Origin of the sequence: Paenibacillus aquistagni, assembly GCF_900177815.1 — a bacterium.
Classification (GTDB): domain Bacteria; phylum Bacillota; class Bacilli; order Paenibacillales; family Paenibacillaceae; genus Paenibacillus_B; species Paenibacillus_B aquistagni.
Map to the genome: position 1 here is coordinate 323,950 of NZ_FXAZ01000005.1, position 22,769 is coordinate 346,718.

At 48.1% G+C, this 22,769-nt stretch carries 20 protein-coding genes; 11 read left to right on the plus strand and 9 right to left on the minus strand.

Going from position 1 to position 22,769, the window contains the following annotated elements; genetic code table 11:
* Positions 1 to 29: 29 nt before the first annotated feature.
* The 3 genes from B9Y93_RS18030 (at position 30) to B9Y93_RS18040 (ending at position 4,255) form a co-directional block, all read left to right on the plus strand.
* Complete coding sequence (locus B9Y93_RS18030) at positions 30 to 662, plus strand: TetR/AcrR family transcriptional regulator (RefSeq protein ID WP_085496640.1); 633 nt, start codon at positions 30 to 32, stop codon at positions 660 to 662.
* 161 nt (positions 663 to 823) lie between these two features.
* Positions 824 to 1,975, plus strand: coding sequence for a sporulation protein YhbH (gene yhbH, locus B9Y93_RS18035; protein WP_085496643.1), 1,152 nt, complete (start codon positions 824 to 826; stop codon positions 1,973 to 1,975).
* Positions 1,976 to 2,230: 255 nt separating this feature from the next.
* Positions 2,231 to 4,255 carry a S9 family peptidase gene (locus B9Y93_RS18040; protein WP_085496645.1) on the plus strand — a complete coding sequence of 675 codons (2,025 nt, stop codon included), beginning with the start codon at positions 2,231 to 2,233 and terminating at the stop codon, positions 4,253 to 4,255.
* Between the two features lie 230 nt (positions 4,256 to 4,485).
* On the opposite strand, the gene B9Y93_RS18045 is transcribed toward B9Y93_RS18040, so the two are convergent.
* From B9Y93_RS18045 to B9Y93_RS18060, 4 genes are all read right to left on the minus strand, one after another.
* On the minus strand, positions 4,486 to 4,974 hold the full coding sequence (locus B9Y93_RS18045; protein WP_085496648.1) for a hypothetical protein: 489 nt from the start codon (positions 4,972 to 4,974) through the stop codon (positions 4,486 to 4,488).
* Entirely contained in the window at positions 4,974 to 5,780 is an 807-nt protein-coding gene (locus B9Y93_RS18050; protein WP_085496649.1) for a DUF3100 domain-containing protein, read from the minus strand. The genes B9Y93_RS18045 and B9Y93_RS18050 overlap by 1 nt, the downstream gene beginning before the upstream one ends.
* Positions 5,781 to 5,822: 42 nt before the next feature.
* Positions 5,823 to 7,088 carry a M20/M25/M40 family metallo-hydrolase gene (locus B9Y93_RS18055; RefSeq protein WP_085496651.1) on the minus strand — a complete coding sequence of 422 codons (1,266 nt, stop codon included), beginning with the start codon at positions 7,086 to 7,088 and terminating at the stop codon, positions 5,823 to 5,825.
* A 356-nt stretch (positions 7,089 to 7,444) separates the two neighbouring features.
* The gene (locus B9Y93_RS18060) at positions 7,445 to 9,097 is read right to left on the minus strand and encodes a hydroxysqualene dehydroxylase (RefSeq protein WP_280522901.1); all 1,653 of its coding nucleotides are present in this window, start codon (positions 9,095 to 9,097) and stop codon (positions 7,445 to 7,447) included.
* Positions 9,098 to 9,414: 317 nt separating this feature from the next.
* On the opposite strand from B9Y93_RS18060, the gene B9Y93_RS18065 reads away from it, so the two are divergent.
* Both B9Y93_RS18065 and B9Y93_RS18070 read left to right on the plus strand, forming a co-directional pair.
* Positions 9,415 to 9,720, plus strand: coding sequence for a hypothetical protein (locus B9Y93_RS18065; protein ID WP_085496655.1), 306 nt, complete (start codon positions 9,415 to 9,417; stop codon positions 9,718 to 9,720).
* Between the two features lie 140 nt (positions 9,721 to 9,860).
* The gene (locus tag B9Y93_RS18070; protein ID WP_085496656.1) at positions 9,861 to 11,324 is read left to right on the plus strand and encodes a SpoVR family protein; all 1,464 of its coding nucleotides are present in this window, start codon (positions 9,861 to 9,863) and stop codon (positions 11,322 to 11,324) included.
* A 321-nt stretch (positions 11,325 to 11,645) separates the two neighbouring features.
* Here B9Y93_RS18070 and B9Y93_RS18075 read toward each other — a convergent pair whose 3' ends face one another.
* A complete protein-coding gene (locus B9Y93_RS18075) occupies positions 11,646 to 12,206 on the minus strand; it encodes a class I SAM-dependent methyltransferase (RefSeq protein WP_085496658.1) in 561 nt (186 codons plus the stop codon).
* A 440-nt stretch (positions 12,207 to 12,646) separates the two neighbouring features.
* On the opposite strand from B9Y93_RS18075, the gene B9Y93_RS18080 reads away from it, so the two are divergent.
* Complete coding sequence (locus B9Y93_RS18080) at positions 12,647 to 14,614, plus strand: heavy metal translocating P-type ATPase (RefSeq protein ID WP_244903462.1); 1,968 nt, start codon at positions 12,647 to 12,649, stop codon at positions 14,612 to 14,614.
* 390 nt (positions 14,615 to 15,004) lie between these two features.
* On the opposite strand, the gene B9Y93_RS18085 is transcribed toward B9Y93_RS18080, so the two are convergent.
* The 3 genes from B9Y93_RS18085 to B9Y93_RS18095 form a co-directional block, all read right to left on the minus strand.
* Positions 15,005 to 15,754: an amino acid ABC transporter ATP-binding protein gene (locus B9Y93_RS18085; RefSeq protein ID WP_085496660.1), complete on the minus strand. Its 750-nt coding sequence runs from the start codon at positions 15,752 to 15,754 to the stop codon at positions 15,005 to 15,007.
* Between the two features lie 30 nt (positions 15,755 to 15,784).
* Positions 15,785 to 16,432 (minus strand): amino acid ABC transporter permease, encoded by a 648-nt coding sequence (locus B9Y93_RS18090; protein WP_085496662.1) that lies wholly within the window; start codon positions 16,430 to 16,432, stop codon positions 15,785 to 15,787.
* A 68-nt stretch (positions 16,433 to 16,500) separates the two neighbouring features.
* Positions 16,501 to 17,331: a transporter substrate-binding domain-containing protein gene (locus B9Y93_RS18095; protein WP_085496664.1), complete on the minus strand. Its 831-nt coding sequence runs from the start codon at positions 17,329 to 17,331 to the stop codon at positions 16,501 to 16,503.
* Positions 17,332 to 17,729: 398 nt separating this feature from the next.
* Here B9Y93_RS18095 and B9Y93_RS18100 point away from each other — a divergent pair, with 398 nt between their 5' ends.
* Positions 17,730 to 18,410: a 3'-5' exonuclease gene (locus tag B9Y93_RS18100; RefSeq protein ID WP_085496666.1), complete on the plus strand. Its 681-nt coding sequence runs from the start codon at positions 17,730 to 17,732 to the stop codon at positions 18,408 to 18,410.
* 85 nt (positions 18,411 to 18,495) lie between these two features.
* Here B9Y93_RS18100 and B9Y93_RS18105 read toward each other — a convergent pair whose 3' ends face one another.
* Positions 18,496 to 19,320 carry an aldo/keto reductase gene (locus tag B9Y93_RS18105; protein WP_085496668.1) on the minus strand — a complete coding sequence of 275 codons (825 nt, stop codon included), beginning with the start codon at positions 19,318 to 19,320 and terminating at the stop codon, positions 18,496 to 18,498.
* A 297-nt stretch (positions 19,321 to 19,617) separates the two neighbouring features.
* Between B9Y93_RS18105 and B9Y93_RS18110 the strand changes: the two genes are divergently transcribed.
* From B9Y93_RS18110 to cysW, 4 genes are read left to right on the plus strand one after another with little or no spacing between them, the layout of a single operon-like run.
* The gene (locus B9Y93_RS18110; RefSeq protein WP_097676265.1) at positions 19,618 to 19,899 is read left to right on the plus strand and encodes a YezD family protein; all 282 of its coding nucleotides are present in this window, start codon (positions 19,618 to 19,620) and stop codon (positions 19,897 to 19,899) included.
* Positions 19,850 to 20,953, plus strand: a complete 1,104-nt coding sequence (locus B9Y93_RS18115; RefSeq protein WP_085496672.1) for a sulfate ABC transporter substrate-binding protein — start codon at positions 19,850 to 19,852, stop codon at positions 20,951 to 20,953. The genes B9Y93_RS18110 and B9Y93_RS18115 overlap by 50 nt, the downstream gene beginning before the upstream one ends.
* 3 nt (positions 20,954 to 20,956) lie before the next feature.
* Positions 20,957 to 21,817, plus strand: a complete 861-nt coding sequence (cysT, locus tag B9Y93_RS18120) for a sulfate ABC transporter permease subunit CysT (RefSeq protein WP_085496674.1) — start codon at positions 20,957 to 20,959, stop codon at positions 21,815 to 21,817.
* Positions 21,818 to 21,868: 51 nt separating this feature from the next.
* Positions 21,869 to 22,765 carry a sulfate ABC transporter permease subunit CysW gene (gene cysW / locus B9Y93_RS18125; protein ID WP_244903463.1) on the plus strand — a complete coding sequence of 299 codons (897 nt, stop codon included), beginning with the start codon at positions 21,869 to 21,871 and terminating at the stop codon, positions 22,763 to 22,765.
* Positions 22,766 to 22,769 lie beyond the last annotated feature (4 nt).

Sequence of the window (22,769 nt, forward strand, 5' to 3'; positions counted from 1 at the left end):
AGCACATCTAAGTGAAAGGAGGTCCTCTAGTGCCCAGCCAAACCTTCTATAACCTGCCAGTGGACAAGCGAGCTACCATCATGAACGCTTCCAAGCAAGAGTTCAGTGAATATACCTTTCATGAGGCGTCCATCAATCGAATCATTAAGAAGGCTCAAATCTCGCGCGGCAGCTTCTATATGTATTTTGAGAACAAAGAGGATCTGTTTCTCTATATTATGGATGAGTATCAGGCGAGGATTATGAAGCCGTTGTTTGCTAAGCTGAATGAGCAGGTCTTTGATCCTTATGCCTTTTTAGTCAGCATATTTGATCAGGTCACCTCTGGCGAAGGATTCGAGGAGGACAAGGAGCTGTTTATCGGCACAGTACGAAAAATGAACATGGAGATCGCAAGCCATCTGTTGAACTTCATGGACCCAGAGGAGCTTAAGAAGCGAAGCTGCCTGTTTAAGGAGCTCAAGCAGGATGCTCTCCCTCCGCGCTTATGCAAGGAGCAGACCAGAAACTTCGTCGAACTCCTGAAAAATATGCTCATGTCCGCCATTACGTCTGTGTTCTCTGACGTATGCACTGTCGATCAAGCAAGAGAGGATCTTGAAATGCGAATCCGGATCGTGCGTTTTGGTATTGAGAACCTCGCCTCTTCCTCAACGGAATGATCGTTTCCATAGCCGTTCCTCATATAATAGCAGCACATGCAGCCACCTTCGGGTGGCTTTTTTCAAGTACATAACTGATTGTCGATTGAATATATTGAAATAGAAACGCCTGCTTCACATATCAACCATTCAATCGCTTCTTGGATGCTGGAGGTGACGATATGAACCGCAATTCTTTTATCGTATCTCGAGAGGATTGGTCTTTGCATCGTAAAGGGTATCAGGATCAAGCACGCCATCAGCAGAAGGTCCGCGATGCCATTAAGCAAAACCTTCCCGATCTCGTTACAGAAGAGAATATCATTATGTCTGACGGCAAACAGATCATAAAGGTTCCGATACGAAGCTTGGATGAATTTCGATTTATGTATAACTACAATAAGAAGAAGCATGTCGGGCAAGGAGATGGAGACAGTCAGGTCGGAGACGTGCTTGGCACAGACAGAGAAGCTCAAGGCCCTGGAAAGGGACAGAAGGCAGGCGATCAGCCCGGTGCCGATGTCGTAGAAGCAGAGATCAGCATTGCTGAGCTTGAAAATATGCTGTTTGAAGAGCTGGAGCTTCCTAATCTGAAGCAAAAGGACAAGGATCAGCTTGAGATTACCGACATTCGCTTCAACGACATTCGCAAGAAAGGAATTATGTCGAACATCGATAAGAAGAGGACGATCCTTGAGAACCTGCGGCGCAATGCGCTGACAGGCAAGCCAGGCATCCATGGCATCTCTCCAGATGATCTAAGATTCAAGACCTGGGAAGAGATCGTGAAGCCGCACTCCAATGCGGTCATTATTGCCATGATGGATACTTCAGGGTCTATGGGCTCCTTTGAGAAATACTGTGCCCGAAGCTTCTTCTTCTGGATGACCCGCTTCCTCAGACGCCAATATGAAAAGGTAGAGATCGTATTCATCGCGCATCATACGGAAGCGAAGGAAGTATCTGAGGAGGACTTCTTCACACGCGGCGAGAGCGGGGGCACGATCTGCTCTTCTGCTTACATGAAGGCGCTTGAGATCATTGATCAGAGGTATCCGACATCAAGCTATAACATCTACCCGTTCCATTTCTCTGATGGAGACAATCTGACGAGCGACAACGAGCGATGCGTGAAGCTGATTGGCGAGCTGTTGAAGCGCACCAATATGTTCGGCTATGGCGAGGTCAATCAATACAACCGCAGCAGTACGCTAATGTCGGCCTATCGCAATATTAAATACCCCGACTTTATGCATTATGTCATCAAAGAGAAGGCAGAGGTGTACCGAGCGTTGAAGCATTTCTTCAAAAAGCAGCCCGCAGGAGTCAAATAAGTTTAATTTGCCTTGTGCAGCAGGTGTCAAAAAAAACGTTTCCAGCAGTGAGCAAGCGCAGCATCCGGTCTTCAAAGATCGGATGCTGCGCCTCTATATGTGCACCATACAGAAGGCGCATGCCGAATAGCGCTGTGTACACAGCCCTCCCACTGTCTTCCCACTATGCTTGCCCCCTCCTTCAGATTGGATTAACATGGATATTAGATTCTCTGCATCATAACTGACCCATCATACACGAAGGAGTGAACGACATTGACACATAAGCGCGGCATCAACTCGGACGATTTGTTTCGCATCACATGGGTAAGCGATCCTAGCATCAGTACATATCAGGGTCATCTCGCATACGTCTCGAAGAACGTAAATGAAAAGCAGGATGGCTACGCTACCCATATTCGCCTTCTGCATCCGGAGACGATGGAGAACATCTCCTTTACAGCAGGTGAACAGGATCACTCTCCTGCATGGTCAAAAGACGGCACAAAGCTTGCCTTCATACGCAAGGTAAAGGATAAGCCGCAGGTATGGGTGATGCCTCTATTCGGCGGAGAAGCCGTGGCGGTTACGAAGCTTCAGCATGGCGTGAGCCAGTTCCAGTGGTCGCCTAATGGCGAAGCCCTTCTCATTAAATCGCAAGTTGATCCGAAAGATAAAGAGAGCACCCTTTCCGCTCCGTCCTCCCAAGGCAAATTAGACGAGCCAGAACCTAAGAAAAAACAAGAAGCCATCGTGGTCGATCGCATTCGCTACAAGTCTGACGGCGGAGGTTTGTGGAACGGCAGACGCAGCCATCTTTTCCTCGTGGATCTTAAGACGAAGCAGACGACAACGCTAACGACTGGCGATTACGATATTGGCGACTATGCATGGTCTCCTGATGGGAATCAGATCGTATTTGTCGCCAAAGCTCCCGAAGCGAACGAATCCCAGCATGATCTTGACATGAAGGACACGAATGATCTATACATGATCGATCTTAGCGGCGAGGGCCTGCGCAAGCTTAGCGCTTCCACGATGAGCATCCGAACGATTACCTTTTCCAATGACGGCTCAGCACTCGCATTCCATGCAAGCGATCGTTCCTACCATAACGCAACGCAGGTTCGACTATATACCATGCAGCTTGAAGACGGGACCGTGACCTGCCTGAGTGAGGCACTGGATCGGCCAATCGGACATTATGCGGTCAGTGATATGCGTTCGCATATCAGCACAACAGGTCCCGTGTACAGCAAGGATGGCGCTTCAATCTACAGCCTCGTCACGACTGACGGAAGTGTTCAGCTCGCTTCCTTCGCTGTAGACGGCAGCGGCATGGACATGCTGACAGAGGGACCACGGGAAATCTATCAATTTGCCGTTATCGATCACGATACACTTGTCCTCGCCTCGGCTGATCCGCTTCATCCCGGGGAGCTGTATCGTTTCACTTTAAGCAGCCGTGCGCTTATTCCATTAACACGTTCCAACGATGAGCTGTGGGATGAAGTTGAGCTTAGCACGCCTGAGAGCTTCTCCTTCACCGCAAGCGACGGCGAATCCATTCAAGCTTGGATCATGAAGCCGATTGGATTCCACGAAGGCAGCAAGGTACCGACGGTGCTGGAGATCCACGGCGGCCCTCATGCGATGTATGCCCATACCTTCATGCATGAGTTTCAACTGCTGGCTTCACGTGGATATGCAGTCGTGTTCTGCAATCCGCGCGGAGGTCATGGCTATGGCCAGCTGCACGTTAATGCGGTGCGCGGTGACTACGGCGGTCGCGATTATCAGGATATCATGGAAGCCATGGACCATGCGCTTAAGACCTATAGCTTCATTGATGCGACCAGACTAGGCGTAACCGGCGGAAGCTATGGCGGCTTCATGACGAACTGGATCGTGGGACATACGAATCGCTTCAAGGCAGCCGTGACACAGCGCTCCATCTCGAACTGGATCTCTTTCTACGGAGTCAGCGACATTGGCTTTCACTTCTCAGAGGATCAGATCGGAGGCAATCCATGGCAGCATCTTGAGCTTCTATGGAAGCATTCTCCGATCGCTTATGTCGAGCAAGTGGAGACCCCGCTGTTGATTCTCCATGGCGAGCAGGATTTGAGATGCCCGATCGAGCAGGCCGAGCAGCTGTTCACAGCGCTCAAGCGTCTAGGCAAAGAGACACGCTTCGTTCGCTTCCCGAATTCGAACCATGAGCTGTCCCGCGGAGGGCATCCGGGTCTTCGAACGCAGCGCTTAGAGCATATTGTGGGCTGGTTTGATACGCATCTGTAGTCGAGACTGATGAGTTTACCGCTATCCGAATCCACCAAAAGCGAGCGCATGCATTTAAGGATAGGTTCTATCATCAAATAGAGCGCTGGTCTCGTCTATGTCAAAACTTATAAATGGTATAAATTGATATATGACAACAAAGACCTCCAACCGCTACCCTTAACCGGGTACGACTGGAGGTCTTCTCATTTCAATAGGAGCAGCACATTCGCAGCATGCCCTTTATTTCATTACTTCCCTGCAATAGCAAGGCCAAGCTCAGATAATAGCGCGCTTCCTAGATAAGTGCCTAGGAACACAAAGATCGCCACGATGCCGACGCGCCACGATGTGCGTCTTAAGTCCACAAGACGGTTCGCTACTGAAATGCCGGCGAACGTCAACACCGGCGTTGTAATCGACAAGAAATCAACCGCTTGAATCGCCTTGATCGGAAATTCAAACAATAAGCAGCATACCAAGGAGATGATAGATACCCAGCCAAGCACTGGGAACTCCTGCAAGAAGCGCACAGGTACCTTTTTCATCACGTCAGAAAGCAGCACACCGGCAAATGCAAATGTCCAAAGCGTAATCAAACCATAAAAGGTCATCGCCGAAATCGGCGCGGCAGCCTCGCCATTGAACCAAATCTTCACCTGCTGGGTAAATAGAATCAAGCCTACACTGAGCAGCAGAACGAGCGCATATTTGAGATATTTATTCATGTTCGTTTCCATTATTGTTTACCTCGCTTCACCATCTTGTTGTACATGAAACGCTGCAGCGGCACTGCAAGGAATACCATCGTATAGGTTCCTAGGAAGCTTGTAAGCAGTTGGCTGGCCGAAGCATAGGCGCGAATCGTTTCCGCTTGATCCGGCACTTGTGCAATAAGGGCGGAAGAAGCTGCTGTCATCATGCTGGCAGAGCCTACGCCAGAAGACATAGCAAGTGCTTCAACACTGAAGCCTAGTCCAAGCAGGATAGGTGCAATAATGCTGAACACAATGGTTCCGAACAATGTCCCGATAATGTAAAGCGACAACACGCCGCGGCCTTCGTCCGAGTTAAGCGTGTATTTCTCAGAAATGTAAGCTAGCTCCCCTTCGCGGCCAATACCGAGCGTCGCACCGATTGCTTCACGGCGAAGTCCAATCAGAATCGCGATCGGAAGACCGATCAGCACCGTTCCCAGGTTACCGAACTCCTGAATAATGAATACCCAGCCGATGGACAAGATCTCTTTAATCTTAGGCGCCACATCGGCCCCGTAGCGAGCCATCAGCGGGAGCATGATAAAGATCAAGTATTTCCCCGCAAAGGATACGTTGAATTCGCTGTAAATGCGCTTGAATATTCCCTTACGGAACACCTTCATGCCAAGAACCATCGTTATGATGATCGCAAATACGAGCGGCAGCAGGCCGATCTTGAATGACCCCACCGTGACCGATTGAAAGCCGATTCGCTCTGCAGCAGCAATGACCAGCAGTGCAAAGGCTAAGAATAACACAAAGTTAACCACTTTCCCCTTATCCTTCATGATTGTAATCCTTGTCCCCTCTTCTTCATCATGTTGTATTGACTAGTTGCTTGCGATCGATTGAATCAATTGAGCATACTGTTCGTACGAGCGCTTATAGAGCTTACTTTTATCCAGCTTGCCGCTCATTTGCTCCAGCACCTGCAGCAAATAACGCGGGAAGATTTCAAATAAATATTCGGGATCTACATCCTTGAAGTCATCGCCATGAATCGTACCTGTGAAGCCGCTGTGGCCAATCTGAATACATGGAATCATGTAGGACAGGTCTCCGATGTCGCCTGCTGCACTAATCGCGTTATTGTTCCAAATGTCCGCAATCTCATCATTCTCATGGAAGGCTTGGATTGCAAACTCGGACAAATACCGATCCTGAACAAATGGCAGATAGCCCATCTGCGTATCAACTTCAACCTCTCCTTGGAGAGCAAGCGCACTGCCTCTTGCTGCATCGTCAAGGCGGCAAGCCACCTCTTGCATGTATTCCACCGTCTGGGTACGAAGATCCGTACCAACGGTAATCCAGTTAGGGATAACATTGGTCGACATATCCGTTCCCATCACAATCGGATTAATGCGCACCATCTCGCTGTCCTTCAGCTGCTGACGGCTTAAGCCGACTGCGGTATTGAACAGTGTTGACATGCTGTACGCATTATGGGCTGAGAACGGGTCGAAGCCAGCATGGGTTGCTTTGCCCTTGAAAGTATACTTTTTATACAGGAAGCCTGCCAGATTGCAATTGACTTCAATCGTTCTACGCTCAAACTCATTGCCGATCGCATGCACGCAAATGCCGATATCGATATCATCGAACACGCCCAGCTTCATCGCCTCAGGCTTGCCGCCATAGTAGGTAATCATATTCTGCTTCAGCAGTTCATCGCGATAAGCCAAGTCCAAATATTCTTCAGCAGGCACAAAGATGAAGGTTAATGTGAAATCAAACGACTCATAGCGCTTCGTCTCATACAATACCTTGTACAGTGCGAGTGCAATGGCTACTTGTGTATAGTGTCCACAGTTGTGCGCAGCTCCTGTTTCTTTGTCTGCATGCCAGTGTGTTGGCGCATATACCGCATCGAGCTCTGCGATAAATGCCACATTCAGCGCCTTGCCTTTGCCTTCGCCAAGCACTGTCTTCATCCCTGTCGTGCTGAATTCCTCTATTTGAACCTCAGGATTCACTTTTCGCAGGAAGGAAGCAACCGTTTCTTTGGTTTTATGCTCCTTGTATCCAAGCTCTGGATTGTCAAAAATAGTGCGTGCGATGTGAAGGATCTCTTCATATTGGGTTTTAAAATTCATCTGTATCGATCCTCGCTTCTCTATAGTCTGTAAAGGTGCCTGTTAATCTCTGAAACCGAACAAAAATCACTTTCGATTTACATATTAACGATTTCCCATGCATTTCGTCAATGATTTTTGCGCAAATGCAAACATTTTACACCTTACTTTTGAATAATGTACGGTTTTAGACACTTAATCCCTTACACAAAATTCCTTCTTTGCCGGGAATATGGAGTGAATGGGCTAGCCAAGCTGTTCATCTTCAATAACTCTTCTATGTATATGAAGCAAGCCTAAGAGGATCTTGATGAAGCGTATGTATGGTTCTCTTAGGCTTATCTTGTTCAGCATTCGTCTTCCGCATGCAAGAAGGCTCAGCCAACGATCTTCCCGTTCCACGGCAGTCCCCGTTCATAGCGGTTCTCATCATTAGATCTCCACGCCTTCAACAGATCAAAGTCATACATATCCCAGATCTTGCATGGATTCTCGTCGATCTGATAATGCTCCAGAATGGCATTGACTGCTCGTCTTGCCGCTTCGTTCGCCCCTTCCATCGTTGCCAGATCGGTATTGGTTCTCACATAATCCGAAGCCAGATACAGATTCGGAATCTGCGTATAGGCATTCGGACGCATGCTCCACGTATGCACACGATTGACGAGCAAAGGCTCCATATTGACGGACTCATGCGGATTCGGAAAATGAATATCCTCATCCAAATACCAATCCACAACCATCTCGTCACTCAGCACCTCTTCGCCGTTGTGGTTGAAGCTGCGTTTCAATTGCTCCCACACCTCTGCGCGAATCTCCTCTCTCGTGCACTTCATGGCAGGCTTGCCGAATAGAATCCCCGGCGCTTCCCAATCCGAGACATCAACGGATATTACGCCGCGTACACGGCCATCTCCATATTCGCTTAGCGGATAGTTGTTCCAAAATTGCTGCTGGGAAATCAGCGTGAGTGCCCACGGGCTGTCCATGCATATAATATGGCCATGGATAAGCGGCACATCTTCAGATAGGTAGAATTGAACGCCATTCATCCATTCTACCGAATCACTCAGCGGAATCAGCTGAGCGAGCAGCGCATCCGCCTTGATCAGCTCTTCATTCACAAGCTTCGCCATTACCTCAACAGGCAGGGCAAATATATAGCAATCTCCGATCACAAGCTCCGTTTGTCCCGCATGATCGATCGTCACGCCTGCCACTTCCCCATCCTTCATGTGAATAGAAGTCACCTTCGCCTCCATGTGGAATTCAACGCCATTCTCCGTCAAGTAGCGATGCCACGGGGTGAGCCAAACATCGTTGGTGGGGCCATCCAGCAAGCGATCCGCGCTCCCTCCGGGCGTCACCATATCGAGCATCAGCGTTGCTCCTACGGTGCCGATCGTGCAGGCATTCGCCTCCTTGGCTTTGGCAGCGACAAGAATGCGCGACAATCCCGCGAATACTTGGCGGAACTGCTCAGACTGCTTGTCCGCTTCAATAAAGTCCCACCACGAGATGCGCTGATAATCAAGCAGCCTGCGAATATCGCTGCTGGTCATCATCTGCCACAGCCGCTCTACATAATGCTCGACATCCTCCTTGCTTAGGCCAAGATGATTATCGAATAACGAGGTCAACATGGTCTTCCAGTCATGGATCGTCGTCGGGAACTCCGTCACAAAAGGCAGCATAGCCCTATCGAAGAAGGCAAGTCCTAAATTCGTCCCTTCAATTAAATTATCAAATACCCCACGCTTGTTGTAGTTGTAAGGAATTCGCTTCATCGTATCCGTAATATGCTTGTAGAACTTCGGGAAGAATCGGAAGCCGTGTTCGCTTGGCAGGTCCTTGCGCCCATTGGTCCCGCTTCCCTTCACCGTCATGCTTCTGGCTTTGCCACCGGGAATCGATTTCGCCTCATACACACTAACATTGAAGCCCCGCTCCATCAGTTCATGAGCGGCGCTCATACCTGCAACCCCTCCCCCTAGTACGATAACCTTTGGCTTTTCTTTACCATTGTTCACCCATTACGCCCCCTGTTAATGTAAAATCAATAGGTCAAATATTCCAATTGTTATCATACGATATACCCAGCAGAATGTGTCGATTTTTTCCAAATTTCTTACGATATTTTTGTTGAAATTAGTCGATACAGTTCGTTATAACGCTTAAATTGTCGTTTTTATCAACATCATCTTTGAACACGTTTGACCGCATATTACCCTGATAAAATGTCTATTTTTAATCTTTAAGCATTCTTTATATTCCAATTATTGTAACAATCTGACATCTATGATATTGTTTGTTTTAGTTTGAATCACATTTCTTAGGAGGTTTTTATATGAAGAAACTATTTCGTAAAGTTTTAGTATCTTTGGCTATCACTTTAGGAATCACATCCACTGTCCTAGTTTCATTTCCATCATCTGTTCAAGCCGCCGACTCTTCTTTTCAAAATATTCAGAGAGGTTCAATGATCTATTTAAACCGTGCTCCAGCCGACTACTATGTAGCTAGGGAAGGTGCTGGCAGAGTAAATATTATTCAGCAGCAGCGTCAAGCGCAAGCAATATGGACAGGGCCCGTGATCATCGATTCTTACAAAAATGGGTATTTAACTTGGACTTATTACATCCAAATTTATTAATTCATACAGGTCGTCCTCTGGATGGTCTTTTTCATGAGTTGATTATCTAACCGATCCCTTACACTGGTTAAAATACATAACCATCCCCCTTCATCCATACATATGGTAGAGACACGATTTTTCGCTCGGGGGGATGAAGGATGAACCAAGATGAGATGCGTGAGCTGGAGAAATCCATTGATGAGATTACCGAGATCGCCACAGGCTTCGGGCTGGACTTCTACCCGATGCGTTATGAGATATGCCCTGCCGACATTATTTACACCTTTGGCGCTTATGGCATGCCCACTCGCTTCCACCATTGGAGCTTTGGAAAAACGTTTAACAAAATGAAGATGCAGTATGACTTTGGCCTGAGCAAGATATATGAGCTCGTCATTAACTCTGACCCCTGCTATGCCTTCCTATTGGACGGCAATTCCCTGATTCAAAACAAGCTGATCGTCGCACATGTGCTCGCACACTGCGACTTCTTCAAGAATAATGCCAGATTCATGAACACCAATCGCAATATGGTAGAGAGCATGTCTGCTACCGCTGAGCGCATCTCAAGCTATGAGCTCGAATACGGATCTCAAGCAGTAGAGAGCTTTATCGATGCGGTGCTTGCCATTCAAGAGCATGTTGATCCGCAGCTCATACATCCACGCAAGCTCGACAAGCAGCGCTATATGGAGATGAAGATCCAAGAAATGAAGGGTGATCAAGAGCCAGGCCCTGACGGTCCGTATGATGACCTGCTCTCCTTAGAAGAGAACCGCCGAAAAGGCAAAAAACACGGAATCACGGATCAGGCGGACTTCACTTTTCCGCCAGAGCCTGAGAAAGATATCATCTGGTTTATACAGGAGTTCTCGACCGTGCTGGAGGATTGGCAGCGGGATATCATGACGATGCTTCGAGATGAAATGCTCTATTTCTGGCCGCAAATGGAGACCAAGATCATGAATGAGGGCTGGGCCTCCTATTGGCATCAGCGGATCATTCGCGAGCTGGAGCTGACAAGCGGCGAGACCATTGAGTTCGCCAAGCTCAATTCCTCTGTCGTACAGCCTTCTCGGAACTCCCTTAACCCGTATTATTTGGGACTGAAGATCTTCGAGGATATTGAGAAGCGCTGGGACAATCCAAATTCATTTGAGCAGGAACGGCTTGGCAGGAAGCCAGGCAAGGGCCGTGAGAAGATATTTGAGGTCAGGGAGCTGGATTCGGATACTTCTTTTATTCGCAACTACTTAACAAAGGACCTAACGAGGGATCTCGATCTTTATGTATTTGAGAAAAAAGGGCCTGAGTGGAAAATTACAGATAAATCCTGGGAGAATATAAGAGACCAGCTTGTATACTCGCGAGTCAATGGCGGCTTTCCTTATCTCGTGGTACAAGATGGGGATTATCAGCGTACTGGAGAGCTCTATGTCAAGCATAATTACGAGGGCATTGAGCTCGACCTCAAGTACTTGGAGCGCACCCTGCCGTACGTCTACACGCTATGGGGCAAATCCGTCCATCTCGAAACGCTTGTAGAGGATAAGCCGGTGCTCTTTACGTATGACGGCAAAAAAGTGTCCCGCAAATTCATCTCCTCTTCTGACCCTAAATAACCTTATGAGAAGGAGAAATAACGAAAAGAGCCCTCACATTTGAGAAGTATTGAATAGCTCCTGTTAGATGCAAGCAACAGGGTCATTGAAGATAACGAGCCTTAGAAGCAGCTCTAAGGCTCGTTTTTCATTAGGAAGAGATTATGCCCTCTCCTAAAATCATTGTTTGTTATGGCTTCTCTATTCATGCACATTTGGAATAAGGAATCCATAAATGATCCTGCCGAATCCAATAATTCTACGCACAATCCTGCTTTTGTTCTTCTTAATGGAGGATGACGGGCTGCCCTCACAAGGAATATTTACCTTAGCTTGGCACACTCAGCCTCTTTTTCTGCATACATACACAAATGCTGGCGGCAGATTCAATGGAACCAACCTGATTCTCTCCAGTTCGAAATACTGTTTTAGCAGGCACTTCATTTGTAATGAATATTGAAATGCGACAAACCACCCCTCTGTTCTGAGTGCTTCCGCCGCCTGACTAATCAATGTTTCGCGCAGCTTAGGTTCAAAGTTGAAGAACGGCAGGCCACTGATGATGCCATCTAGTTTCTCGATGCCCTGATATTGAATGAGCTGCACAAGATGACTCGCATTCGAGAAGCAGGAATAGTGGGGATATCGCTCTTTAAGCTGATTTCTCATCAATTCATCCTTTTCGAATAACAGCACCCTCGTCCCTTCTCCAGCATGAGAAGAAATATAACGAGTGATGGCCCCAGTGCCTGCGCCAAGCTCTGCTACCGCGCTTACCTTATCCCAAGGCAGAACACTGACCATTCGATTCGCCAAAAAGCGAGAACTAGGAGAGATGCTTCCGATCTCTTTGGGATTATGTAGAAACTTATTTAAGAACATCATTTGCGATTGAAACAGCATGGCATCGCCCCCTTTATCGCCTATGTTTTGCAGTTTCTTGCTTCCTCATTCATACCCGCTGATACCCTCATTAGCGAACCCAAGCCAGCCTAGCCGCATAAGCTGGTAAAAATTTGTTTATTCATGATGCCCCGAAGCAAAATGTCATTAAGCCGCGTTCTTTTTCAGATGATATAAAGCAGCAGCAACCACGAGCAACCACCTTTCTAGCGCTGCTAACTGATTACAATTCTCACCAGAAAAAGGGTTTCGCTGCATCATTTGCTATGCTATAATGGAATCAGCTTCAAAAGTTTACCCTAACCAAAAATTATGTGCGAACACAAAAAATGATATTCATTCTCAATCATGCTGTCCCTGCTTGCAGGGGCAGCATGAGTCATTTTAAGGGTAAAGACAATAACTTTCATTCTCAATTAGAAAGAAAGGATGAGAACGATATGAAACCAACAACAAGCACGAACTTGACCGCCACCAACCAGACACCCGCGTCTGCTGCTTCAACGCCGTCACCTCAGCAGCAGCCAGAACGCGGACCCCGAATGAAGGAACTCCTGCACAAGTATCGAGAGCTTCTCCCTCCTGCAGGAGCTGGGCTGTTCACTTTGATTGCTTGGCTTACAAGCTTTGGCAGCGATGGTCTGGCAACCGCTCTGTACATCATTGCCTTTATCATCGGAGGCTTCCAGCAAGCGAAGGAAGGTCTTGAGACACTGGTCAAAGAAAAAGATCTCGATGTCAATCTGCTGATGATTCTCGCCGCAATCGGGGCAGGAGCGATTGGCTATTGGGCAGAAGGCGCTATTCTCATCTTCATCTTTTCCCTTAGCGGAGCCTTAGAGGAAATGACTATGGAGCGAAGCTCCAAGGATATCTCTGCGCTAATGAACCTGAAGCCGGAGACTGCCGTTCGCATGGAACACGGCATTGAGGTGAAGGTATCAGCTGCAGAGCTAAAGATTGACGATGTAATTATTGTTCGCAATGGCGAACGTATTCCAGCAGACGGCGAGATTATCGAAGGCCGCTCTGCGATCGATCAAGCTTCGATTACGGGAGAAAGCATTCCTGTTGATAAAGGGGTTGGCGATGAGGTATTTGCAGGAACACTGAATGGTGAAGGTGCCTTATACATTAAAGTAACAGCAGCAAGCGAATCCTCGCTATTTGCGAAGATCGTCATGCTGGTTCAAGAGGCGCAAAGCGAAATGCCCAAGTCCCAGCGCTTTATGGAGAACTTCGAGCGAATCTATGCACGAGCAGTCCTTGGTATTACGATTCTGTTGATCCTGCTGCCTCCATGGCTGCTTAACTGGACGTGGAGCGAGGCTTCTTATAAGGCAATGGTATTCCTGGTGGTTGCTTCTCCTTGTGCCCTAGTCTCCTCGATCATGCCGGCGATGCTGTCAGCAATCTCCAACAGCGCAAGACGCGGGGTACTGTTTAAAGGCGGCGCTCACCTTGAGAATCTAGCCAATGTCAACGTCATAGCCTTTGACAAGACAGGAACCTTAACCAAGGGTCGCCCTGAAGTAACGGATATTCAAGTGTATATAGGTATGACCGAAGAGCAGTTGCTGGGCCATGCTGCTTCTGTAGAATCCATGACGAACCACCCCCTTGCTCGGGCGATTGTGCAGCATGCCGAGCAGCGCAAGCTTCCGCTTCAGCGCCCTACCGACTTTCAAGCTATTACAGGCTGGGGCGTGCAAGCGAATCTTGATGGGGAGGCTTGGGCGATTGGGAAACCGGGCTGGTTTATGCAGCAGGGCCTTGAAGGCGGCATTCTTAACGACCTCCATCGGCTGGAACAGGAAGGCAAGACGGTCATTGTATTGTCCAGACAAAATGCCATTGCCGGCATTATCGCGCTGCAAGATCAGATTCGTCCCGAAACGAAAGCCGTCATGGCTGGGCTTCATGCACTAGGCATACAAACTGCGATGCTGACTGGCGATCAGGAGCGTACCGCAATGGCGATTGCTGAGCAAGCGGGCATTGACTTGGTATATGCGGAGCTGCTGCCAGAAGATAAGCTCGAAATTGTTAAGCAGCTGCAGGAGGAACATGGCAGCGTCGCGATGGTTGGGGATGGCGTTAATGATGCGCCTGCATTGGCTGCGGCCAATGTAGGTATCGCAATGGGGGCTGCAGGATCAGATGTAGCGCTCGAGACTGCCGATCTCGTCTTAATGAATGACGACCTTCAAAAAATCGGAGGCGCGATTACGCTTGGCAAGCGCATGAAACGCGTGATCAAGCAGAACATGATCTTTGCAAGCATCGTAATTATCAGCCTCATCTTGTCCAACTTTGTGAGCGGCATCCCGCTTCCACTTGGTGTGGTTGGCCATGAAGGAAGCACCATTCTCGTTATCTTGAATGGCCTGCGCTTGCTGCGGCAATGAGTTAAACGCGCAGCTGCTGCATAATGCTTTAGCTGTGCGTCTGCAAACCCCATCACATAATAATAGCGGTAAGAGAAAGCCAGCAGCTTCTCTTTACCGCTATTTTGCTAGATATGAATAGGATTAGCATGTATTCGTGCACCACGAGCTGTATCATACATGGAATTCAAAAAGCAGATCCATCGTATTTAGAAATACAAAAGGCCAGGTGCCAGCAGCAATGTACTGCTCAACCACCCGGCTATATAACGATATCTTGGCAATAGCCCCAATGGGCTCATACCATACCACCTGCCGCTAGAGATCGGATTACGATCCCTAGAGGGTTCTACTATGGTATTCGTTCAATTATAAGCGTCCTGCTTAAGTATTTATGGTCTCTAATCGACCCTACTCTTCTTGAGCCAGCTGACGCAGGAAGCGCTGTGCGCGCTCTGTCTTAGGAGAAGTGAAGAATGACTCCGGATCGCTTTCCTCTACGATCACGCCATCGCTCATGAAGATGACCCGATCCGCTACCTCTCTTGCGAACTTCATCTCATGCGTGACCACGATCATCGTCATGCCTTCCTCGGCCAAGGATTTCATCACCTTCAGTACTTCACCAACCAATTCAGGGTCAAGAGCTGAGGTTGGTTCATCAAAGAGCATCAGGTCAGGCTGCATCGCAAGCGCTCTTGCAATAGCGACCCGCTGCTGCTGTCCGCCGGACAGCCTTGACGGATGCTCATCCTTCTTATCCAATAACCCGACTTTCTTAAGCAATTCCTCGGCCAGGCGAACAGCTTCGTCTCGCGACATGCCTTTTACGGTTCGAGGGGCTTCAATCACATTCTCCAACACCGTCATATGCGGGAACAGATTGAAGTGCTGGAACACCATCCCCGTATGGGAACGAACCTCGACGAGCGCCTGTTTCTTTTCCTTCTTGGAGGATGCCGCCCCCCAGTTGATGGACCCAACGGTAATGGAGCCGCCATCCGGGCTTTCAAGCCCATTCAAGCAGCGAAGCAGCGTGCTTTTCCCCGAACCGCTTGGTCCAACTAATACGACGATCTCGCCTTCACTCACGCTCAATTCAATATTTTTAAGGACGACCTGCGATCCAAACTGCTTTTTCAACTCGCGTACATTAATCATGTTGTCTCCCCCTGCCTTGTCCATGCTCTCTTAGTATGCCTTCGCGAGACGAGCTTCTACTCGATTCAGGATAGCGGTAAAGAAGGTGCTCATGATCCAATACATAATCGCGATCTCGATATAGATCAACAGCGTATACCCGTAATATTGCGCGATAACCTGCTGTGCGCGGAGCAAGAGATCCGATACGGTTACGATGGATACCAGTGAGGTCTCCTTCAGCATGCCGATGAAGGTGTTCCCCATTGGAGGAATGGCAATGCGTGCAGCCTGCGGCAAAATAATGCGCTTGAAGGTCTGCCATGGAGACAAGCCAAGCGAGCTCGCTGCCTCCCACTGCCCCTTCGGCACGGACAGCAGTGCGCCGCGGAATGTCTCCGATAAATATGCACTTACGTTGATGCTCAACACAATATAGGCGGATGCCATCGGACTAAGCGTAATCCCCACATCCGGAAATCCATAGTATGCAATAAAGATCTGTACAAGGATTGGTGTACCTCTAATAATCGATACATAGACTTGGGCAAACCACTGCAGTGGACGAACACCCTTCATGCGGATGACCGCAATACCAAGCCCTAGAATAATACCAAAAAACATGGCAACGATCGTAAGCTGCAAGCTCACGATCGCCCCCTTTAGAAAGAAAGGAATATTTGAAATGACAATATCCATCGCGGTTAAGCTCCTCCCTCATTTCTGTCTGTACTTGCAAGCAAGTGAGCTGGCTTCAACCGTCTATCTTACAAGGTAGGCTCTACACCGAACCATTTCTTGTGAATCTCTGCGTAGCTGCCGTCCTGCTTCATTGCTTCAAACGCTTTGTTGATGGCATCGAGCAATTCAGGCTGCCCCTTCTTGATTGCAATGCCTGCAACGTCTTCTTTAATCGGATCACCAACCGCTTTTACCTTAACACCCTTTTCTTCAATCATCGGCTTTATCGCAAATACGTTGTTGATTGTTGCGTCAATGCGTCCAGTGTTCAGGTCCATCAAAGAAGTAATAACGTCTTTATAGGTCACAATCTCAAAGTCACCGACTTTAGGCAGCACTTCATTGCGAAGATAAGCTTCATCATTGGTGCCAAGTCCAACTCCGATCTTCTTGCCTTTAAAGTCCTCGACCGAGTGAATATCCTGATTATCCTCTTTCACGACGACATTCACCGCATTTTTAATATAAGGCGCAGAGAAATCAATGGATTGCTTGCGTTCCTCGGTGATCGTGACCTGGCTGATCAAGGCATTGAACTTGCCGCGCTGCAACCCTTCAATAAGCCCAGAAAATTCACCTGTCACGATCTCCGCCTCGACCCCCATATGCTTCGCAATCGCTTTTGCAATATCAGCATCGTAGCCGTCGATTTCTTTGTTTTCATTCAGGAAGTTATAAGGCGCATACGTGCCCATCATTCCAATCACGATCTTGCCCTCTTGCTTAATCTTCTCCAAGGAGCTGCTGCCTGCTGCTGCACCTTCCTCTTTTGAAGCTGTTCCGCATCCTGCTGCAACCATAGCGATAATGGTGAGCACAATAAGCGATAGCGTCGTACGTCTCCATCTGTTTTTCATGTTGATTTCCTCCTTGATCATGATGCTTGCTACTCTATCGCTTTTCAATATGAATAATTCCCCATATCGCGATCAAGCATCACATACTCCATCCTATTTTTCCATAATCTTTGCAATATGATGAAAACCATTCATGGATTCTCAAGAAAATAAAACGAATATTTTCATCGGTTCGCAAAGAAAAAGCCTGCGCGTGTGCGCTCGGCAGCATCGTCAATTCACTAACTATTTTATAGTTTATAACCCCAATATGTATTTGTCCAGTCTTTTTTCCAATGTTATCTTGCCCTCAAGTTATTGCAGCATTCTGCTTTGCTGTAATGGAATACCATAACCATACGTAACCATCCTATGATACAATGAACCAAGCTACTCTAGATAGAAACGAGGGACAACCCGTGCTTGCCATCATCTACGACTTAGAAATGACTGTCAACCGCAAAAAAGGAGAACCTTCTGAGATCATTGAGATCGGCGCCGTTAAGGTCAGCACGCTCAATGGGCAGCCCGAAATTGTGGATAAATATCAGGCGTTTGTTCGTCCTGTCTATACCGCAAAGCTATCTGCGGATACGGAGAACTTTACAGGCATTAAGCAAGCGGACGTTGCGCAGGCAAGTACGCTTCAGGATGTGCTGGATTCCTTTATTGCTTGGATTGACGCAGAGGAATATGCCCTCTTGTCTTGGGGCGAAGATGATAAAGTGCAGTTCGTCAAGGAATGCCGTGATAAGAAAATTCCCTTGTATTGGCTGATGAACTACACGAATCTTCAAAAGCAGGTCACGAAGCTGATGGAGCGCGGCAAAAATCAGCAGATCGGCTTAAAGCCTGCGCTTGAGGCACTGCAAATTCCTTTTGTCGGCGATCACCATCGCGCGCTTGACGACGCTTATAATACAGCTCTTATTTACTTGCACTTTGCAGATCGCATTCAATTGCACCGCAATGAAACGTCCGATTATGAGCATTACAAATCCGAGCTTATTTATCAAGACGATGCTGAGACTGAAGATGAACGACTGTCCAAAAGCCCATTTGCTGCTCTCGCAAACATGAATCTGCCAAATCGGAATTAAGTTATCCATTGTACGATGACTTAACGCTCACATAGAAGGGAAGAAGCCCACGATCCTCGATCGGGGCTTCTTTTTTATTCAGCTATTAATAATTGTTCATAACGGCTGGATCTGGTCCAACACGCTTGTCCTGATTCAAGGCATCAACTGCTGCCATATCCTCAGCTGTCAATTCGAAGTTGAACACGTCGAAGTTCTCTTTAATGCGAGAAGGCGTGATCGACTTTGGAATGACAATATTGCCTTTTTGCAAATGCCAGCGAATGATGACTTGTGCAGCCGTCTTATTATATTTGCTTGCAATGGAGAGAATGGATTCGTTTGTAAGAATATCTCCGCCCTGCATCAATGGACTCCATGCTTCAATGATGATGTTGTGCTTCGCACAGAATTCACGAAGCTCGTTCTGCGCAAGACGCGGGTGGCATTCCACTTGGTTCACGACAGGAACGACAGATGTCTCGTTCAACAGCTTCTCTAAAAATTCGATAGGGAAGTTCGACACACCGATAGCACGAACACGTCCGTCTGCATACAGCTTCTCTAATGCTTTATATGTATCCACATATAGATTGCGCTCAGGCACAGGCCAGTGAACCAGATAGAGATCTACATAATCCAAGCCAAGCTTCGTTAAGCTCGTCTCAAATGCCTGAAGTGTCTCTTCGTAGCCTTGATCAGAATTCCAAACTTTTGTCGTAACAAAAATCTCCTCGCGAGGTACACCGGATTGCTTGATCGCTTCACCAACACCTGCTTCATTGCCATAAATGGCGGCTGTATCAATGTGACGGTATCCAGCCTCTAGCGCAGCCTTAACAGACTCTACCACTTGACTGCCTTCTTCCACGCGCCATACGCCTAGCCCCAATTGAGGCATCTTTACACCATTGTTTAACGTAACGATCATGTTAGCCCTCCTCTAATGTCCATTATCCTTTTTCAGTATAGTATTAACTGCAATTTGAAGCAAACGAAACCTAACCAGTGGTCAATCCCAATGTTCTCTTCCTGTCCACTCAAAGGAGTTGCCCAAATAAAGGCGGATCAAGCTCTCTTTTTTCTAAAATGAGAACAAGTGGAAATCCCCTCCAATTCTTGTTGACACTGCTAAATCACGCTGATAACATACAACTCAACTCAATATCCGATAACTTCAATCGGAATGATCGAGAATAACTTTTTTCCTAAAAGGAGGTCTTATACGATGAGTGCTGCCAATCCCTTTCATCCGCTCGACCATCGTCTTGCCAGTCTCGAACCAAGAGAGGTGAAGTGGCTGTGTCTGCTGATCGAGCATCTCCACGACCTGCGATTCGGTTCCCTTCACCTTGTCGTACACGAAGGATGCATCGTGCAGGTGGAACGTACAGAGAAGCATCGTTACGACATGAATGCTGCCATCTCGTTATTAAAAGAAGACAAAGGGGGTTCACCGGATGCATCCATCCAGCACAATCCATCCAAAGCCACCAAAACGCGGAAATAAATATCGGTCTCGTCTTGCCGCTAGCTTGGTGCTTAGCCTGCTCCTAACCACTGCCAGCGGATGTTCCACGAAGGATACAGCAAGCGAGTCGGATTCGCATTCATCCTCCAAGTCAGGCAAGACCATCGAATTGCAAAATGTATCCTATGATCCGACGCGTGAGCTGTACGTCGAATACAACCAAGCCTTTCAGAAGTATTGGCAAGATAAGACCGGGGACCTTGTCCAAATAAAGCAATCCCACGGAGGCAGCGGCAAGCAGGCAAGATCTGTTATTGATGGACAAAAGGCGGATGTTGTCACCCTTGCTCTCGGATACGACATTCAAGCTATTCAGGAGGCTGGCTTTATACAAGAAGGGTGGCAGCAGGAGTTCGCGGACAACAGCGCCCCCTACACCTCAACCATCGTATTACTCGTTCGCAAAGGCAATCCAAAGCAAATCAAGGATTGGAATGACCTGATTCGTGATGACGTCTCGGTGATCACTCCTAACCCGAAGACCTCTGGTGGAGCACGCTGGAATTACCTTGCTGCTTGGGGGTATGCATTGAAGCATAACAATCAAGAGGAAGAAAAGGCCAAAGAATTTGTCAAAGCTCTGTTCAAACGCGTTCCTGTGCTTGATTCAGGAGCAAGAGGCTCCACGACAACCTTTGTCGAGCGCGAGATTGGCGACGTGCTCATTTCTTGGGAAAATGAAGCCTTTCTGGCCATCAATGAACTAGGCAAAGACAAGTTCGAGATTGTCGTTCCTACCTTAAGCATATTGGCGGAGCCGCCTGTTGCTGTCATCGATAAGAATGCCGAGGCGAAGGGAACTGCTGAAGTTGCAACAGCCTATCTCACATACCTATACTCTGAAGAAGCTCAAGAGATTGTCGCCAAGCATTACTATCGCCCGCGCAGCAAGGAGGTCGTAAACAAGTACAAGAACACCTTTCCCGCCGTCGAACTGCTGACGATCGATCAAGACTTTGGCGGCTGGAGTGAAGCCCAGAATAAGCACTTCGCAGATGGCGGAATCTTTGATCAAATCTACACAGGGCAATAAGTTATGCTGACAAACATTGCGGAGACTAAAGCCAAGCCCTCGCGCAAAGCCCATCGCGTACTGCCAGGCTTTCGGCTTACCCTAGGCTTTACCCTTGTCTATCTGTCGCTCATCGTGCTAATTCCGCTCTCCACCATTGTGTTGCAGTCCTTTCAAATGAGCGGTTCTGACTTCCTTGCGCTCATCACCGACAAGCGTATCATCAGCGCCTTCAAGATCAGCTTGCTAACCTCCTTGAGCGCAGCTTTGTTTAATGTTGCTCTAGGTGTACTCACCGCATGGGTGCTTGTTCGCTATTCATTCCCGGGCAAGACGTTCATCAACGGTCTGATTGACCTGCCCTTTGCACTGCCTACCGCAGTCGCAGGCATCAGCTTAACCGCTATTTACTCACAAAATGGTTGGATCGGTCAGATCTTCTACGCAGTGGGCATCCCTAGTGCTTATTCTGCAGTTGGCATCACGATTGCGCTGGTCTTTATCGGATTGCCCTTCATTGTACGCACCGTACAGCCGGTGCTTGAAGAATGGGATACAGAAACAGAGGAAGCTGCCGCTATACTTGGAGCATATCGCCTTCGCACTTTTGTGTTCATTATTCTACCGCAGCTCATCCCAGCAATTCTTACTGGTTTTACGTTAGCGTTCGCACGCGGTATTGGAGAATATGGGTCTGTTATTTTCATATCAGGCAACATGCCCTTCAAGACGGAAATTGCCCCGCTCCTGATGATGACGAAGCTGGAGCAATTCGACTATCCAGGCGCCACAGCGATTGCTCTCATGATGCTCCTAATCTCTTTCCTGCTGCTATTCATCATGAATCTGATCCAGTGGCGCTATGCCAGACGATGGGGAAGCTGATAAGAAATAGGAGAATCTCAACATACTGAACTATAGCGGGGAGGAAGGACTATGATGCACCCATTCGAAGGAAAGGCAAAAGCAAATTCAGCAGGATCCTCACTCCCTTACGGCGCTGGTCGCACAACCGTCCAAGCTGTGACAAGCGAATCTCAAGCCGTACGCCGGCTGTTGATTGGAATCATGCTGATCTTCATCGTGCTGATGCTCATTCTGCCGCTTGCCGCCGTGTTCTCTCAAGCGCTTAAAAAAGGAGCCGAAGTAGCAGCACTTGCATGGACGGACCCGGATGCATGGGCTGCCATACGCCTTACATTAGCTACAGCACTCGTCGTTGTCCCCTTAAATGCAATCTTCGGCCTATCCGCCGCTTGGTGCATTACCAAATTCTCGTTCCGCGGCAAAGGGCTGCTAAGTTCCTTGATCGATATCCCCTTCTCCGTATCACCTGTCATAGCAGGCTTTATCTTTATTCTATTGTTTGGAGCACACGGCTGGTTCGGCCCGTTACTGGATGCTCACGGATGGCAAATCATTTTCTCCTGGCCAGGCATTATCCTTGGCACCTTGTTCGTTACATTTCCCTTTGTCGCAAGGGAGCTGATTCCGCTGATGCAGGCCCAAGGCATTCAAGAAGAAGAGGCAGCCATTACATTAGGCGCAACCGGCTGGAAGCTGTTCACGCGCATTACGCTCCCTAACATAAAGTGGGGGCTGCTGTATGGACTCGTCATTTGCAATGCCAGAGCGATGGGGGAATTCGGTGCTGTATCCGTCGTTTCCGGACATATTCGTGGAGTTACCAACACCATGCCACTTCACATCGAGATTCTATATCATGAATATCAATTCTCGGCAGCCTTTGCCGTCGCTTCTCTGCTTGTTCTGCTTGCCTGTCTAACCCTTGTGCTCCAATACTGGCTAGATCGCAAGCGCCAAGTACACTAATCCC

Excerpts from the sequence above, each read along its gene's own strand:
- yhbH (WP_085496643.1), top strand. The coding sequence starts at position 824 with ATGAACCGCAATTCTTTTATCGTATCTCGAGAGGATTGGTCTTTGCAT.
- B9Y93_RS18045 (WP_085496648.1), bottom strand. The coding sequence starts at position 4,974 with ATGGAAACGAACATGAATAAATATCTCAAATATGCGCTCGTTCTGCTG.
- B9Y93_RS18050 (WP_085496649.1), bottom strand. The coding sequence starts at position 5,780 with ATGAAGGATAAGGGGAAAGTGGTTAACTTTGTGTTATTCTTAGCCTTT.
- B9Y93_RS18055 (WP_085496651.1), bottom strand. The coding sequence starts at position 7,088 with ATGAATTTTAAAACCCAATATGAAGAGATCCTTCACATCGCACGCACT.
- B9Y93_RS18065 (WP_085496655.1), top strand. The coding sequence starts at position 9,415 with ATGAAGAAACTATTTCGTAAAGTTTTAGTATCTTTGGCTATCACTTTA.
- B9Y93_RS18070 (WP_085496656.1), top strand. The coding sequence starts at position 9,861 with ATGAACCAAGATGAGATGCGTGAGCTGGAGAAATCCATTGATGAGATT.
- B9Y93_RS18075 (WP_085496658.1), bottom strand. The coding sequence starts at position 12,206 with ATGCTGTTTCAATCGCAAATGATGTTCTTAAATAAGTTTCTACATAAT.
- B9Y93_RS18080 (WP_244903462.1), top strand. The coding sequence starts at position 12,647 with ATGAAACCAACAACAAGCACGAACTTGACCGCCACCAACCAGACACCC.
- B9Y93_RS18085 (WP_085496660.1), bottom strand. The coding sequence starts at position 15,754 with ATGATTAATGTACGCGAGTTGAAAAAGCAGTTTGGATCGCAGGTCGTC.
- B9Y93_RS18090 (WP_085496662.1), bottom strand. The coding sequence starts at position 16,432 with ATGGATATTGTCATTTCAAATATTCCTTTCTTTCTAAAGGGGGCGATC.
- B9Y93_RS18095 (WP_085496664.1), bottom strand. The coding sequence starts at position 17,331 with ATGAAAAACAGATGGAGACGTACGACGCTATCGCTTATTGTGCTCACC.
- B9Y93_RS18105 (WP_085496668.1), bottom strand. The coding sequence starts at position 19,320 with ATGATCGTTACGTTAAACAATGGTGTAAAGATGCCTCAATTGGGGCTA.
- B9Y93_RS18110 (WP_097676265.1), top strand. The coding sequence starts at position 19,618 with ATGAGTGCTGCCAATCCCTTTCATCCGCTCGACCATCGTCTTGCCAGT.
- B9Y93_RS18115 (WP_085496672.1), top strand. The coding sequence starts at position 19,850 with ATGCATCCATCCAGCACAATCCATCCAAAGCCACCAAAACGCGGAAAT.
- cysT (WP_085496674.1), top strand. The coding sequence starts at position 20,957 with ATGCTGACAAACATTGCGGAGACTAAAGCCAAGCCCTCGCGCAAAGCC.
- cysW (WP_244903463.1), top strand. The coding sequence starts at position 21,869 with ATGATGCACCCATTCGAAGGAAAGGCAAAAGCAAATTCAGCAGGATCC.